Below are 14,127 nucleotides of genomic sequence, written 5' to 3' on the forward strand. Positions count from 1 at the left end.
AGCCTATACCATTTTGGAAAGAAAAGATACATAATAGTCAAGACGGCAACAATCAGAAGTTATGGAGGGTAACAATGGAATATAGTAAGGAAGATTTAATGGAAGCAAAAAGGCAAATTTTGGGAGTGGGAGAGAACATGGGAACAGAGGAAAGCAAAAAGATCTGGGAGAAAAACGCACAATTTTGGGATGATGCAATGGGTGACGAATCCAATGAATTTCACAGAGAGGTAGTACGTCCCAAAGTAACGGAACTTCTCTCTCCTGATCCTTCGGATTACATTTTGGATATTGCGTGCGGCAATGGAAATTATTCTTCGTATCTTGCACAGAGAGGCGCTTCGGTCGTCGCTTTTGATTACAGCAAAAAAATGATAGAATTGGCTAAAAGACGGCGATCACAATATGCAAAACAAATTGAGTTTTGCGTAGCGGATGCGACCAATAGAGAAAGCTTATTAGGATTAAAAAGAAATCGAGCCTTTACGAAAGCAGTTTCTAATATGGCAATTATGGATATTACGGATATTGAACCGCTTTTTATGGCTGTTTATGAACTATTGGAGGAAAACGGGATTTTTGTCTTTGCAACGCAGCACCCTTGTTTTATCACATTGACTGAAAAATATATGACACCGCACAGTTACTATGATATAGCGATCGAAGGGCAGCCGGAGGAGCAGATTTATTATCATCGTTCCATACAAGATATTTTTAACCTTTGTTTCAGAGCTGGATTTGTCATTGATGGATTTTATGAAGAATGTTTCAAAAACAATAAAGAAATTCCTATGGTAATGATAGTAAGGCTTAAAAAGGTAAAACGTGATAGCTTAAAATAAATTCAAGTTTGCCGGATAAATAGCAAACCCGGCCGAGCCAGTCAACGGTCAAGATGAACGGGCTTCGCCCGCCGTTGACAGCCCCGCCCGGTTTTGCAGTTAGGCAGTCAAGGAGCGACAGCCTAAAGTGCTGCCGCCCCTTACTATCATAAAAAGCAACTACTAACCAGCCACAGCCCTTTTGGGAGGAAAGGGGGATTTTCCATGACCTGTACAGAAGAATATCGGGAACATATCGAGTACACTTTCCATGCCTTTTGCAAAGTCGTTATCCGAAATGCAACGATCAACGCAGCGAGGACACGGAGCAGGAAGCACAAAAGAGAAATATCCCTTGAATACCTCACAGACGAAAAGCACTACCCTTTAGGCACGACAGATGAATATTTCCAAGCCCCGGAGCCGGACGAGGAATACATACTTACCCTTTGCGGCGATACGGTCATTTTCAGCAGCGGTTTACTTGCGGAAGCCCTGTCACGGCTGGACGAACGGGAGCGGGAAATGATTTACCTGTCCTTTTTCAAGCGTATTCCACAGCACGAAATTGGCAGACAGTACGGGCGCAGCCGCAGCACAGCGGGCTACCATATCCGAAAAGCCCTACGGCAGCTCCAAGCGGAAATGGAGGGAATGGCATATGAGAAATAATAGGCTTCTCCCCTATGAAACAATCGTCCAAGCCGCCAGCGGGGAGCCGGAAGCGGTGGGAACTGTATTGCAGTATTACCGCCGCCGCATACAATGTGCCGCCCGTGTGAATGGACGGGTAGACCAAGATACAGAGGACTACATCACCCAGACGCTTCTCACAGCTATTTTCAAGTTCCGCTTTGGGAGATAGCCCTACCGCCTACAACTGAATAACCGCCGCTTCGCCGGCAACCAGAAAGCAGTAAATCTATTCAACAGATTTGCTGCTTTTTTTCGTTCCTGTTTGGCATTTTTGAAAATCCCCAGTATGAAAAAACAAAAGGGAAAATAGCCGCCGCAGTTGGCAAAATCCCTTACTTATCCGTAGAGGGTATCAAAGAAAAAAATACTGCCATTGTCCGCCTATTCCGGCTTGCGTGGTGTTGTAGGGAATAGAGGGGAAATTCTAAAAATCTCCGTCCATTTTGCTTTGCGTGGTGTTGTAGGTAGTGAAAGGAAAATTTTCAAGATAAGCCGGAATAGCGGGTAGCAAAGCCCTTTTGAAACGTTTTGTTAGCGGAAAGGACGGGAGCCGGGGAACGCCGGAGTTTTTCAGAGCAAGATTCTACCGAGGTGCCAAAATTCGCTCTCCGCTTATTTTTGCCCCTGCGGGAATCTTGTTGGGGAGTGCCTTCCCCAAACCCTGCTATGCGCCCTGTCGGGCGAGAAAGGAGGTCACAGACCATGCGAAAGAAATACAATACGCCCCACCGCCGTCATGTGGTAAAGACCCGCATGACCGATGAAGAATACGCCGACTTCACCGGGCGGCTGGCGGCTTATGAAATCAGCCAGTCCGAGTTTATCCGGCAAGCCATACGGAAAGCGACCATACGCCCCATTGTCACCGTTTCCCCGGTCAATGACGGGCTGCTTGCCGCCCTCTCCAAGCTCACGGCAGAGTACGGGAAAATCGGCGGCAACTTAAACCAGATTGCCCGGAGCCTGAACGAATACGGAAGCCCCTACCGGGGGCTGGAAAAGGAAGTGCGGGGAGCCGCCGCCGACCTTGCCGCCTTGAAGTTTGAAGTCTTGCAGAAAGTAGGTGAAGCCGTTGGCGATACTCAAACATATCAGCTCTAAAAATGCCAACTACGGGGACGCTGAAAAATACCTCACATTCGAGCATGACGAGTTTACCATGAAGCCCACCCTTGACGCAGACGGGCGGCTCATACCGAGGGTAGACTACCGCATATCCTCTCTGAATTGTGGCGGGGAGGATTTTGCCGTTGCCTGTATGCGCTCCAATCTCCGCTACGGCAAGAACCAGAAACGGGAGGACGTAAAGAGCCACCACTACATCATCAGCTTTGACCCACGGGACGGCCCGGACAACGGCTTGACCGTTGATCGGGCGCAGGAGCTGGGCGAGAAGTTCTGCGCCGAGCATTTCCCCGGACACCAGGCCCTTGTCTGCACCCACCCGGACGGACACAGCCACACCGAAAATATCCATGTGCATATCGTCATTAACAGTCTGCGGATTGCGGAGGTTCCCATGCTGCCCCACATGGACAGGCCAGCGGACAGGAAAGCAGGCTGCAAGCACCGCTGTACGGACGCAGCTATGAACTATCTGAAAGCCGAAGTCATGGAGATGTGCCACAGCGAGGGGCTTTACCAGATAGACCTTTTGAACGGCAGCAAAGAACGCATTACCGAGCGTGAGTATTGGGCGCAGAAGAAAGGACAGGCTGCCCTTGACAGAGCCAACGCCCCTATTGCTGCGGACGGTATCGCGCCCCGGCAGACCAAGTTTGAAACGGATAAGGCGAAGCTGCGCCGGACTATCCGGGAAGCCCTTGCCGCTGCTTCCGGCTTTGATGAGTTTGCCGCCCTGCTTCTCCGGCATGGTGTGACCGTCAAGGAGAGCCGGGGGCGGCTAAGTTACCTCACGCCGGACAGGACGAAGCCAATTACCGCCCGGAAGCTGGGGGACGATTTTGACCGGGCTGCTGTCCTCTCCGTTTTGGAGCAGAACGCCGCCAGAGCCGCCGAAAAACCCGCAGCCATAGCGGAATACCCCGGCAGTATCAAAGACCGCTTACGGACGAAAAAAGAAGCGAAAAACGCCCCGAACAATGACGCTGTACAGCGCATGGTAGACATAGCCGCCAAGCGAGCCGAGGGGAAAGGACGGGGCTATGAGAAGTGGGCGACCATGCACAACCTCAAACAGATGTCGGCTACCCTCATGCTCTACCAGCAGTATGGCTTTTCTTCCCCGGACGAGCTGGACGCTGCCATTTCCGCAGCCAACACCGCCACGCAGGAGAGCCTTGCCGGACTGAAAGGGCTGGAAGCCGCTATCCGGGAGAAAAAGGAATTGCAGCGCAACCTTTTGGGCTATATCGGCACGAAGCCCGCCCGTGACGGTCTGAAAGCGCAGAAATCGGAGAAAGCCCGGAGAGCCTACCGGGAACAGCACGAAAGCGATTTTATCATAGCGGACACAGCCGCCCGTTATTTCCGGGAGCATGGAATAACCAAGCTGCCAGCCAGCAAAGCCCTGCAAAGGGAGATTGAGCAGCTTACCGTCCAGAAGAACGCCGGATATAACGACTACCGGGAGAAACGCCAGCGGGCGCAGGAGCTTCAGACAGTCAGACGCAATATCGACCAGATTTTAAGGGGCGCACCGAGCCAGCAGAAAAAGCGTGAACAGGAGCGTTAAAGACCGCCCCGAAATGATACCGAAACCCTACAAAAATACAGGTATGATATGAACCCTTACCGCAATACTCCCCGACTTCCAAACGGGGCTTACAGGGCAGAAAAAGCCCGAAAATGATACCGAGAACATACAGAAAATGCCCCCTATCCCGCTACACCGATAGGAACGGCAGAAAGGAGCTTACCATTGCCGAGAATGAGCAAGAAGCGGCGGCTGGAATGGTCTTTCTTCCTCAACCACCGCAACCGTATCACTTACAACGACCTATGCCGGGGCTGCACCCGTGACTGCAAACAGAGCTTCCGGGCGGTTATCATACTATGCCCTCGCTATTATTCCAAACGCTGGAAAAAGGAGGACGCAGCCTATGGCAGATAACCGCAAATATTACTACCTCAAGCTGAAAGAGAGCTATTTTGACGATGATGCAATCGTTCTGCTGGAAAGTATGCAGGACGGCGTTATCTATTCCAACATTCTCTTGAAGCTGTACTTGAAATCGCTGAAAAACGGCGGGAAATTGCAGCTTGACGAGAATATCCCCTACACCGCCCAGATGATTGCGACCATTACCCGCCAGCAGGTAGGTACCGTAGAGAGAGCTTTGAAAATCTTTATGAAGCTGGGGCTTGTGGAGCCTTTGCCAAGCGGCGCACTCTACATGAGCAACATTGAGCTTTTAATCGGCCAGTCCTCTACCGAGGGGGAGCGCAAGCGCAGGGCGCGGCTGGCTTTGCAGGAACAAAAAGCCCTGCCGCAGACAGGGGCGGACAAATGTCCACCATATCGAGCGGACATTTGTCCACCAGAGATAGAGATAGAGAAAGAGATAGATATAGAAATAGAAAAAGAGAGAGAGTTAGAAACGGGACACCCCGCCCCCGCCGCCTATGGCAGATACCACAATGTCATTCTTTCCGATACGGAGCTTGACGGGCTGAAAACAGAGCTTCCCGGCAAGTGGGAGTATTACATTGACCGCCTATCCTGCCATATCGCTTCCAGCGGGAGGAAATACAAGAGCCATGCAGCCACGATTTTCAAGTGGGCGCAGGAGGACGCAGCCAAGAAAGCCCCGAAAAAGGGCATACCCGATTATACCTGTAAGGAGGGCGAGAGCTTATGACGAATGGATTTGATGAAATGATTTTGAATATGACCGACACCACGCCGGAGCCGGAGGACTACACCGGCGAGGACGGGCTTTTATACTGCGGGAAGTGCCACAAGCCCAAAGAGGGCTATTTCCCCAAAGAAACCGCCGCATGGCTGGGGCGTGACCGCCACCCGGCAGAATGTGACTGCCAGCGGGCAGAGCGTGAGGAACGGGAAGCCGCAGAGAAACAGCGCAGTCACCTTGAAACTGTCGAGCGGTTGAAGCGGCGGGGCTTTACAGACCCGGCTATGCAGGGCTGGACGTTTGAGAACGACAACGGCAAGTGCCCGCAAATGGAACACGCCCATTTCTATGTGGAGAACTGGGAAACCATGAAAGAGCGCAACATTGGCTATCTGCTATGGGGCGGCGTTGGCACAGGCAAGAGCTATTTTGCGGGCTGTATCGCAAATGCCCTTATGGAGCGTGAAATCCCCGTGTGCATGACAAACTTTGCATTGATATTGGGTGACCTTGCCGCCAGCTTTGAGGGCAGGAATGAATATATCTCCCGACTTTGCAGCTTCCCGCTGCTTATCCTTGACGATTTTGGAATGGAACGGGGAACGGAATACGGCTTAGAGCAGGTCTACAACGTGATTGACAGCCGTTACCGCAGCGGCAGGCCGCTGATCGTCACGACTAATCTCACGCTGGAGGACTTGCAGCACCCGGAGGACACCGCCCACGCCCGCATTTATGACCGTCTGATTGAAATGTGTTCTCCTGTCCGCTTTACCGGGAGCAACTTCCGAAAAGCCACGGCGCAGGAGAAAATGGGACAACTGAAAAAGCTGATGAACAGAAAGGAGAGCCGCCTATGACCAACACCCCAAAGAATGACCGCAGCACCCGCCGCCCGGATTGCGTGACGGAAATCCGCATAGGTAATTCTGTCCTTGTCGTTTCCGGCTATTTCAAGCAGGACACCACCGCCACCGCCGCCGATAAAATGCTGAAAGTGCTGGAAGCGGAAGCTGCTACACAAAAATCGGCAATTTGACGGGACGTAAAGAAGCAGAAAGGACTGTACAGCCAGCCCCGGCGTGTGGTATGATAGTCATACGGAATAGTGGGGCTGGCTGTCGGAAATGGAGGACACTATGTTAAGACAGACCACCCGAAACCTTATTACCGCCCTTTATCCGAGATTATCCCACGAGGACGAGCTGCAAGGTGAGAGCAATTCTATTTCAAACCAGAAGCGTATTCTTGAAACCTATGCGAAGCAGAACGGCTTTTCCAATCTGCAATGGTACACAGATGACGGTTATTCTGGGGCGAACTTCCAAAGACCCGGTTTTCAAGCCATGCTTGCGGACATTGAAGCCGGAAAAGTCGGCACCGTTATCGTCAAGGATATGTCACGGTTAGGGCGAAACTATCTGCAAGTGGGAATGTATACGGAAATGATTTTCCCACAGAAAGGCGTCCGCTTTATCGCTATCAATGACGGAGTGGACAGCGCACAGGGCGACAATGATTTTGCCCCTCTGCGGAACATTTTTAACGAATGGCTGGTGAGAGATACGAGCAAGAAAATCAAAGCAGTAAAACGGTCTAAGGGTATGAGCGGGAAGCCCGTCACGAGCAAACCCGTATACGGCTACTTTATGGACGAGGACGAAAATTTTATCATTGACGGGGAAGCCGCCCCTGTTGTGCGGCAGATTTACAGCTTGTGCCTTGCCGGGAACGGGCCGACCAAGATAGCCCGTATGCTCACAGAGCAGGAGATCCCCACGCCGGGAACGCTGGAATACCGTCGGACGGGAAGCACCCGCCGCTACCACCCCGGCTATGAGTGCAAGTGGGCGACCAATACCGTGGTACATATCCTTGAAAACAGGGAGTACACGGGCTGTCTGGTAAACTTCAAGACGGAGAAGCCGTCCTACAAGACCAAGCACAGCGTAGAGAACCCCATTGAGAAACAGGCGATTTTCGAGAACCACCATGAGCCTATCATTGACACCCAGATGTGGGAGCGTGTGCAGGAGTTACGCAAGCAGCGCAAACGCCCGAACCGCTATGATGAAGTGGGCTTATTCTCCGGCATACTCTTTTGTGCCGACTGCGGCAGCGTCCTTTACCAGCAGCGTTACCAGAACGCCACCCGCAAGCAGGATTGTTATATCTGCGGGAGCTACAAGAAGCGTACCCGTGACTGTACGGCGCACTTTATCCGCACCGACCTGTTGACCGCCGGAGTGACCGACAATCTGCGGAAAGTCACCAGCTATGCAGCGAAGCACGAAGCCCGGTTTATGAAGCTGCTGATCGAGCAGAACGAGGACGGGGGCAAGCGCAGGAACGCCGCAAGGAAAAAGGAGCTGGAAGCCGCCGAGAAGCGTATCAGCGAGTTATCCGCTATCTTCAAGCGGCTGTATGAGGACAGCGTGACCGGGCGCATTTCAGACGAGCGTTTCACGGAGCTGTCGGCAGACTATGAAGCCGAGCAGAAAGAACTGAAAGAGAGAGCCGCCGCTATCCGGGCAGAGCTTTCCAAAGCGCAGGAAGCCACGGTAAACGCAGAAAAGTTTATGAATGTTGTCCGCAAGTACACCAGCTTTGAAGAACTTACCCCTACCCTTTTGCGTGAGTTTGTGGAGAAAATCGTTGTGCATGAGTGCAGCTATGACGAGAACGGCACACGCAGACAGGACATTGATATTTATTACTCTTTCGTTGGCAAGGTAGACCTGCCCGAATGACCGCCCGACCTATCCGGCGCAATGCGCAAACGCCGGATAGGAACGGCAAAATTTTTTACACTTCTACTACTTCTTTATCACACATCAGCAAAGTCGCAAGGGATTAAACAGCTTATGGCGGGTGGCGGTGTAATCGTTATAGGCATTACCCTTGTTCCGACGTTAGCCGGACTATTCGGGTAATCGCCTATGGGTTGGATATTTGAACAGATCGGAAACGCGATCAAGGAATTTCTAAAAGGCGTTGTTGAGGGAAACTTAACGGATATGTTCAATGACGTAAACGAGAAGGTCGCCACCATTGCCGGGGATGTTGGACAAACCCCGGTAGGCTGGAACGGTGAAATATTCGCCATGATAAAGAACATATCCGATACGGTGATTGTTCCCGTTGCGGGCATGATAATCACGTTTGTGCTGGTGTACGAATTGGTGACGATGATAACCGACCGAAACAATATGCACGATTTTGATACGTTCAGCTTTTTCAAGTATTTTCTCAAAGCCGGGATTGCGGTATTTATCGTCGCCAACACAATGACAATCGTTATGGGAATTTTTGATATTGCGCAATATGCGATCAATGCCAGCGCGGGCGCGATTGGAGAAAATACGGCAATCGACATTGCCGCCGTATTGGAGCAGATGCAAGCGGGTCTAAATGCAATGGGAATCGGTGAACTGCTGGGGCTTGTCCTTGAAACGTATATTATCAAGTTTGCAATGCTCATATTCTCATTGCTCATAACCTTAGTAATCGCGGGCCGTATGATCGAAATTTATTTGTATTGCAGCTTGGCCCCTATCCCCTTTGCGACGTTCACCAACAAAGAATGGGGCAGCATGGGAACAAACTATTTGCGGGGGCTTGTGGCCCTAGCATTTCAAGGGCTGTTAATCATGGTGTGCGTGGGGATTTATGCCGTCCTGATTAACACGTTGACCGTCACGGAAAACATTCATGCGTCTATCTGGATGATTGCGGGCTATACCGTGCTTTTGTGCTTTGCCCTTTTTAAGACAGGGACGCTCTCAAAGAGCATCTTTAACGCCCACTAAGGAAAGGAGTTGATTATACATGCCATACGTACCAGTACCAAAGGACTTAAACAAGGTCAAAAGCAAGGTAGCCTTTAACCTCACGAAACGGCAGCTTATATGTTTTGCGATTGCCGGGTGCGTGGGTATTCCGTTTTACCTTTTGACAAAATCCCATATTGGAACATCTCTAGCGGCTTTTATTATGATCGTGATTATGGTTCCATTTTTCTTTCTCGCCATGTACGAGAAGGACGGACAGCCGCTTGAACAGATTTTGAAAAACTATATTGGGTCGCATTTTATCCGCAAGCGCAAGCGGCCCTACCAGACACGCAATTTTTATGCGGAACTTCAAAACGAGATCGACGAACGAAAGGAGAAACAAAGTATTGTCAAACGTACAGAAAAAGCCAAAAAAGGCGCAAGCCGCAAGCACTAAAACAGGGCTTAAAATTTTGAGCGGTTCCCCAAACAGGAAACTATCCCAGCAGGAAAAGAAGCGGTTCGTTACCGCGATGAAAAAGCGCAAAGCCGCGAACCCTCAAACGGCCCAAGATACGATTCCCTATTTACGCATGTACCGGGACGGAGTTTGCCGGGTAACGGAAAGGCTCTACACAAAAATGCTTGAATTTCAAGACATCACCTACCAGCTTGCGAACAATGAGGACAAGACGGTGATTTTTGAAAATTATTGTGATTTCCTAAATTATTTTGACAGCAGCATTACGGTACAGTTTACATTTATCAATCAATCCGTCAATATGAAAGACTATGAAAAGACCATTGATATACCGCCACAAGGCGACGGATTGGACGACATACGCAACGAATATGTGGGTATGCTCAAAGATCAACTAGCTAAGGGTAACAATGGTCTGCAAAAGCATAAGTACATTACATTCGGCATTGAAGCAGACGACCCTATTATCGCAAGACAGCGGCTTGAACGTATTGAAATGGACGTAAAAAACAATTTCAAAGTGCTGGGCGTGCGGGTATCTCCCTTGAACGGGTACGACCGCCTAAAGGTACTACACGACATTTTCCATGCCGACAGCAAGGAACCATTCATCTTTAATTGGGATTTAACCTATCAAACGGGTTTATCCACAAAAGATTTTATCGCACCCACATCGTTTAGTTTCCGTGAAGATCGGACGTTTACAATAGGCCGTAAGATCGGCGCGGTATCGTATCTGCAAATACTCGCCCCGGAACTGTCAGACCGTATGCTTGCGGATTATCTCGATATTGACACGGATTTGATCGTCAATATGCACATACGGTCAATCGACCAAAACGCCGCCGTTAAGCTGGTAAAGCGCAAGATAACGGATTTAGACAAAATGAAGATAGAGGAACAGAAAAAGGCGGTTCGCAGCGGGTACGATATGGACATAATACCGTCAGACCTTTCAACCTATGGAGATGAAGCAAAAAATTTGTTGAAAGATTTACAGAGCCGCAATGAACGAATGTTCCTTGTCACTGTGCTTGTGATGAATACGGCAGACGATAAAAAGAAGCTGGACAACGCCATATTTGCGGCGGCTGGTGTCGCGCAGAAATATAACTGTACCCTAAAGCCGCTGGACTTCCAGCAGGAAAACGCACTTGCAAGCAGCTTGCCGCTGGGCCGCAACCTTATTCCGATTCAAAGGGGCCTTACCACGTCCAGTACGGCAATTTTCGTGCCGTTCACCACGCAGGAACTTTTTTCTCGCAGTAAGCAAGCCCTTTATTACGGACTTAACGCCTTATCTAACAATATGATAATGGCAGACCGCAAGGAACTGAAAACGCCGAACGGCCTTATTTTGGGAACGCCCGGTGCAGGGAAAAGTTTTTCGGCAAAACGCGAGATCGTAAATGTGGTGTTGCTCACGAACGATCAAATATTGGTTTGCGACCCTGAAAGTGAATACGGCCCGTTGACCTTGAAGCTGGGCGGTCAGGTAATCGAACTATCCCCGAACAGCAAGCAGTTTATCAACCCGCTGGATATTAACCTTAATTATTCGGAGGATGATAACCCGCTTACCCTCAAAAGCGATTTTGTGCTTTCGTTCTGCGAACTCATTTGCGGCGGCAGGAATGGCCTTGAACCAATCGAAAGAACGGTGATTGACCGTTGCGTTAGTCTCATTTACCGGGACTATATTGCCAATCCGAAGCCTGAAAATGTCCCGGTCTTGGGCGACCTTTATCGGGCGTTGCGCGATCAGCCGGAGCCGGAAGCCCAGCGCGTCGCTACGGCCCTTGAAATGTACGTCACAGGAACGCTTAACGTATTCAATAACCGCACGAACATTACAGGGCTTTCTGACAAGCGCATGATTACATTTGATATTCGACGGCTAGGAAAGGCTTTAAAAAAGTTGGGTATGCTCATACTGGAAGATCAGGCGTGGAACATGGTTACGGTAAACCGTTTCGAGGGACACCGGGCAACCCGGTTTTACATCGACGAATTTCACTTGCTTTTCAAAGACCCACAAACGGCGGCCTATTCGGTTGAGATTTGGCAGCGATTCAGAAAGTGGAACGGCATACCGACCGGGATTACCCAAAATGTCAAAACGCTGCTTTTGTCCCCGGAAATTGAAAATATTTTCGACAATTCGGATTTTGTGTATATGCTCAATCAAGCCCCCGGAGATCGTAGCCGTATCAGTAAAGCTTTGGGTCTTTCCCCGCAGCAGCTTTCCTACATCACGAATAGCAACGAGGGCGAGGGCCTTTTGTATTTTGGCGATACGGTTATCCCGTTTGCCGATCACTTCCCGAAAGATACGCTGCTTTATACGACCATGACAACAAAACCGAGCGAAACTAATGGAGTATAGCCACATGGAGCGCAAAGAATTTGAACTGAAAGCGAAAGACAAGGTTGTCCAAAAAATGACCCGTGACGGGCTGGTTGATGAAAACCTTGCGGACGGGACGACTAAAAAAGCAAGGCCCGGAGATCCGACCCAAGAGCAGGAAACGGGAAAAGCAACGAAGCCAACCCCGGAACCAAAGCCACGGGGCCAGCCCAAACGCCGGGCCGCGTCCCGAAAGCGTCAAACACAACTACGCACAGAACCCCAACCGCAGGGCAAAAAAGCTGCTAGGCCGGGAAAACTGGACGAAAAACAAAAAAAGGCATACAAAAGTAAGTTGCATTTTGACGATCAGGGAAAGGCCCCGAAGCTCGCGCCGGTTACAAAGCCGGCAGGAGCCGCCGCAATGTATATGAAAAGCAAATTGCACCAGCGGACGGAGGACGACAACCTAGCCGTGAAAGCCGCGCAGCGGACGGAGCAGCAGACGGAATCGGCAGCGGTCGTCGTAGGGCGCGCGATCAGGAACCGCACCAGTACAGCAAAAGCCCGCCGAACGCTGGGCCTTGACCGCCGCACGGTCAGGACGCAAACAAACCGCATTTACCGCTGGAAAGCGGAGAGCAGCGCGGCAACCAAGAACGCCCCCGCGATCAAAAGAGCCATGCAAAAACACGCAATCAAAAAGCAATATGCAAAGGGAGCGCGTAAGGCAGCAAAGGCGGCGGCAAAAACAGGGGGAAAGGCCGCGAGGACAACGGCGCGGACAGCGGGCGTTTTGATGCGTCATCCCGTCGCCCTTGTTATTGCCATTGCTGTAATCGTGATCGTTATTTTCATAGCGTCTATTGTGGCAACCGTGGGGGCCATGATCGCACAGGGTAGCACGGCAATGATCGGCACGGCCTACCTTGCGGCAGACCGGGACATTAACGAAGCCGAAAACTATTATTGTCAAAAGGAAGCTGAGTTGTTGCAGGACGCACACAGCTTAGAGGGCCAAAATCCCGGTTATGACGAATACCGATACAACATAGGCGAAGTGGAACACAGCCCTTACGAGCTTATGGCGTTTTTGACGGCTGTTTACAAGGATTTCATTTTTGAGGACGTAACCCCCACACTTGATGAGCTTTTCAATGAGCAATACGAGCTATGGACGGAAATTACAACCGAAACGCGCACCCGCGAGATTGAAACGACCGACCCAGCCACAGGCGAGACTGTTAAGTCAACCGAAGAATACGAAGTCAGGATTTTTAATATCAATGTGACGGTCAATATGTTTTCAGGAATTGCGGCGGGCCGCATGGACGACGAGCAGCGCAATCTGTATGACGGGTATGTAAAGAGCCGAGGGAGCCGCCAGCATTTCGGTAAGCCGATTGATTGCGATTGGACGCTATATATCACGACCCCTTACGGCTATTCGTATAATGGCGGCGTTTCCTATTCGGACGGCGCGACGCTTTCTATTCCATATGGTACAACCGTTCTTGCAGCACAACCCGGCACGGTCACGGAAGCAGGGAGCCGTCTTGTGGTCGATTGCGCGGACGGCTTGCGATATATCTATGACGGGCTTGCCAGCGTGAGCGTGTCCGAGGGGCAGGAAGTGAAAACCGGGGACGAGATCGGCACGAGCGGCGGCACACTGTACCTTGAATATTCGCAGGACGGCGAAACGCTAAACCCATACTTTTTTGTAGAGTGTGGCAGCGGCGGGTTGAACGGCGTACCGGGTGGCGGCGGTATGGGCGGTTATCCGGGCGAACCCTACGACGACGAGACCTACCAGCGGCTTTTAGCCGAAGCAACAAAGTATATCGGCTATCCGTATGTATGGGGCGGCAGCACCCCGGAAACGTCCTTTGACTGTTCGGGGTATGTTTGCTGGTGCCTTAATGCTTCCGGGGTCGCAAGCGTGGGCCGCACGAACGCGCAGGGCCTATACAATATGTGTACCCCTATTTCCCGTGAGGAAGCCCATCCCGGCGACCTTATATTTTTTACCGGAACGCACAGCGCGGGCCACCCTGTAACCCACGTCGCATTTTACGTCGGAAATGGAATGATGCTTGAAGCTGGAAAGCCCATAGGTTATTCGTCATTTGAAACGCCATACTGGACGAAGCATTTTTATTCGTTCGGTCGGCTTGCATAACGGAAAGGAGCA

General features: G+C 50.8%; 15 protein-coding genes. All 15 read left to right on the top strand.

Features of this window, described 5'->3' with window-relative positions; genetic code table 11:
• Positions 1-74: 74 nt before the first annotated feature.
• Entirely contained in the window at positions 75-842 is a 768-nt protein-coding gene (locus tag CHK_RS03130) for a class I SAM-dependent methyltransferase (RefSeq protein ID WP_002602097.1), read from the top strand.
• 204 nt (positions 843-1,046) lie between these two features.
• On the top strand, positions 1,047-1,493 hold the full coding sequence (locus CHK_RS03135) for an RNA polymerase sigma factor (protein ID WP_002602096.1): 447 nt from the start codon (positions 1,047-1,049) through the stop codon (positions 1,491-1,493).
• The gene (locus tag CHK_RS03140; protein ID WP_002602095.1) at positions 1,483-1,686 is read left to right on the top strand and encodes a helix-turn-helix domain-containing protein; all 204 of its coding nucleotides are present in this window, start codon (positions 1,483-1,485) and stop codon (positions 1,684-1,686) included. The genes CHK_RS03135 and CHK_RS03140 overlap by 11 nt, the downstream gene beginning before the upstream one ends.
• Before the next feature lie 533 nt (positions 1,687-2,219).
• Positions 2,220-2,618: a plasmid mobilization protein gene (locus tag CHK_RS03145; protein ID WP_002602094.1), complete on the top strand. Its 399-nt coding sequence runs from the start codon at positions 2,220-2,222 to the stop codon at positions 2,616-2,618.
• Positions 2,590-4,212: a relaxase/mobilization nuclease domain-containing protein gene (locus CHK_RS03150; protein ID WP_002602093.1), complete on the top strand. Its 1,623-nt coding sequence runs from the start codon at positions 2,590-2,592 to the stop codon at positions 4,210-4,212. Before CHK_RS03145 ends, CHK_RS03150 begins: the two co-directional genes overlap by 29 nt.
• 186 nt (positions 4,213-4,398) lie before the next feature.
• A complete protein-coding gene (locus tag CHK_RS16005) occupies positions 4,399-4,590 on the top strand; it encodes a hypothetical protein (protein WP_006058351.1) in 192 nt (63 codons plus the stop codon).
• On the top strand, positions 4,580-5,338 hold the full coding sequence (locus CHK_RS03155) for a phage replisome organizer N-terminal domain-containing protein (RefSeq protein WP_002605636.1): 759 nt from the start codon (positions 4,580-4,582) through the stop codon (positions 5,336-5,338). Before CHK_RS16005 ends, CHK_RS03155 begins: the two co-directional genes overlap by 11 nt.
• A complete protein-coding gene (locus CHK_RS03160; RefSeq protein ID WP_002605635.1) occupies positions 5,335-6,192 on the top strand; it encodes an ATP-binding protein in 858 nt (285 codons plus the stop codon). The genes CHK_RS03155 and CHK_RS03160 overlap by 4 nt, the downstream gene beginning before the upstream one ends.
• A complete protein-coding gene (locus CHK_RS03165; RefSeq protein WP_002605634.1) occupies positions 6,189-6,371 on the top strand; it encodes a transposon-encoded TnpW family protein in 183 nt (60 codons plus the stop codon). Before CHK_RS03160 ends, CHK_RS03165 begins: the two co-directional genes overlap by 4 nt.
• 100 nt (positions 6,372-6,471) lie before the next feature.
• Positions 6,472-8,082 (top strand): recombinase family protein, encoded by a 1,611-nt coding sequence (locus tag CHK_RS03170; RefSeq protein ID WP_002605633.1) that lies wholly within the window; start codon positions 6,472-6,474, stop codon positions 8,080-8,082.
• A 21-nt stretch (positions 8,083-8,103) separates the two neighbouring features.
• Positions 8,104-8,265 (top strand): Maff2 family mobile element protein, encoded by a 162-nt coding sequence (locus CHK_RS17125; RefSeq protein WP_082103366.1) that lies wholly within the window; start codon positions 8,104-8,106, stop codon positions 8,263-8,265.
• 6 nt (positions 8,266-8,271) lie between these two features.
• Positions 8,272-9,141 carry a VirB6/TrbL-like conjugal transfer protein, CD1112 family gene (locus tag CHK_RS03175; RefSeq protein ID WP_046442591.1) on the top strand — a complete coding sequence of 290 codons (870 nt, stop codon included), beginning with the start codon at positions 8,272-8,274 and terminating at the stop codon, positions 9,139-9,141.
• A gap of 19 nt (positions 9,142-9,160) precedes the next feature.
• A complete protein-coding gene (locus CHK_RS03180) occupies positions 9,161-9,562 on the top strand; it encodes a PrgI family protein (protein ID WP_046442592.1) in 402 nt (133 codons plus the stop codon).
• The gene (locus CHK_RS03185; protein WP_082103367.1) at positions 9,465-11,972 is read left to right on the top strand and encodes a VirB4-like conjugal transfer ATPase, CD1110 family; all 2,508 of its coding nucleotides are present in this window, start codon (positions 9,465-9,467) and stop codon (positions 11,970-11,972) included. Before CHK_RS03180 ends, CHK_RS03185 begins: the two co-directional genes overlap by 98 nt.
• 4 nt (positions 11,973-11,976) lie before the next feature.
• Complete coding sequence (locus tag CHK_RS03190) at positions 11,977-14,115, top strand: C40 family peptidase (protein WP_052740244.1); 2,139 nt, start codon at positions 11,977-11,979, stop codon at positions 14,113-14,115.
• The last annotated feature ends 12 nt before the right edge of the window (positions 14,116-14,127 follow it).

This window comes from Christensenella hongkongensis (assembly GCF_000981035.1).
Taxonomy (GTDB): Bacteria; Bacillota; Clostridia; order Christensenellales; family Christensenellaceae; genus Christensenella; species Christensenella hongkongensis.

What these genes read in the sequence shown, in the direction of transcription:
- CHK_RS03185 (WP_082103367.1), top strand. Translation starts at nt 9,465, where the DNA reads ATGCGGAACTTCAAAACGAGATCGACGAACGAAAGGAGAAACAAAGTA.
- CHK_RS03155 (WP_002605636.1), top strand. Translation starts at nt 4,580, where the DNA reads ATGGCAGATAACCGCAAATATTACTACCTCAAGCTGAAAGAGAGCTAT.
- CHK_RS03145 (WP_002602094.1), top strand. Translation starts at nt 2,220, where the DNA reads ATGCGAAAGAAATACAATACGCCCCACCGCCGTCATGTGGTAAAGACC.
- CHK_RS03180 (WP_046442592.1), top strand. Translation starts at nt 9,161, where the DNA reads ATGCCATACGTACCAGTACCAAAGGACTTAAACAAGGTCAAAAGCAAG.
- CHK_RS03165 (WP_002605634.1), top strand. Translation starts at nt 6,189, where the DNA reads ATGACCAACACCCCAAAGAATGACCGCAGCACCCGCCGCCCGGATTGC.
- CHK_RS03175 (WP_046442591.1), top strand. Translation starts at nt 8,272, where the DNA reads ATGGGTTGGATATTTGAACAGATCGGAAACGCGATCAAGGAATTTCTA.
- CHK_RS03170 (WP_002605633.1), top strand. Translation starts at nt 6,472, where the DNA reads ATGTTAAGACAGACCACCCGAAACCTTATTACCGCCCTTTATCCGAGA.
- CHK_RS03135 (WP_002602096.1), top strand. Translation starts at nt 1,047, where the DNA reads ATGACCTGTACAGAAGAATATCGGGAACATATCGAGTACACTTTCCAT.
- CHK_RS17125 (WP_082103366.1), top strand. Translation starts at nt 8,104, where the DNA reads ATGCGCAAACGCCGGATAGGAACGGCAAAATTTTTTACACTTCTACTA.
- CHK_RS03130 (WP_002602097.1), top strand. Translation starts at nt 75, where the DNA reads ATGGAATATAGTAAGGAAGATTTAATGGAAGCAAAAAGGCAAATTTTG.
- CHK_RS03140 (WP_002602095.1), top strand. Translation starts at nt 1,483, where the DNA reads ATGAGAAATAATAGGCTTCTCCCCTATGAAACAATCGTCCAAGCCGCC.
- CHK_RS03190 (WP_052740244.1), top strand. Translation starts at nt 11,977, where the DNA reads ATGGAGCGCAAAGAATTTGAACTGAAAGCGAAAGACAAGGTTGTCCAA.
- CHK_RS03160 (WP_002605635.1), top strand. Translation starts at nt 5,335, where the DNA reads ATGACGAATGGATTTGATGAAATGATTTTGAATATGACCGACACCACG.